This window comes from Oleiphilus sp. HI0079 (assembly GCF_001635105.1).
In genome coordinates this window covers 1-343 of sequence record NZ_LWFT01000331.1, presented here as the reverse complement: position 1 = coordinate 343, position 343 = coordinate 1, and the positions used below count along the sequence as shown (strand labels likewise).

Annotated in this window: 1 protein-coding gene; it reads right to left on the bottom strand. The window is 43.1% G+C overall.

Going from position 1 to position 343, the window contains the following annotated elements; all coding sequences use genetic code 11:
• Window positions 1-193, bottom strand: a 193-nt coding sequence (gene yacG / locus A3750_RS04605; protein ID WP_068548053.1) for a DNA gyrase inhibitor YacG, incomplete at its 3' end; no start/stop codon positions are given.
• Window positions 194-343 lie beyond the last annotated feature (150 nt).

The window sequence follows — 343 nt, the reverse complement described above, 5'->3', positions numbered from 1 at the left end:
CGGCTTCAGAAACTGCATCTGAGAGTTCCCATTCGTCTTGTTTTTCGGATGGGATGGCATACTCCTCAGACGCCCATGCACCAAGGTCTATTTGCTTACAGCGCTCACCACAAAACGGACGATAGCTATTTTCTTCAATCCACTGGACTGGCTCGGCACAATTTGGGCAATTAACGATTAATGGATTTTTCATTTTGGATGTTGACAGAGCTCAAGATAGTAACGGTGTTTCAATTCTACCATGTGCTGGAGGTGTGCTTCATTATCATCGTTGAGAATTATATCGTCAGCGTGTTTTTGTTTTGCCTCTCTTGGCATTTGCGCTGCAATAATTTTTTCAATG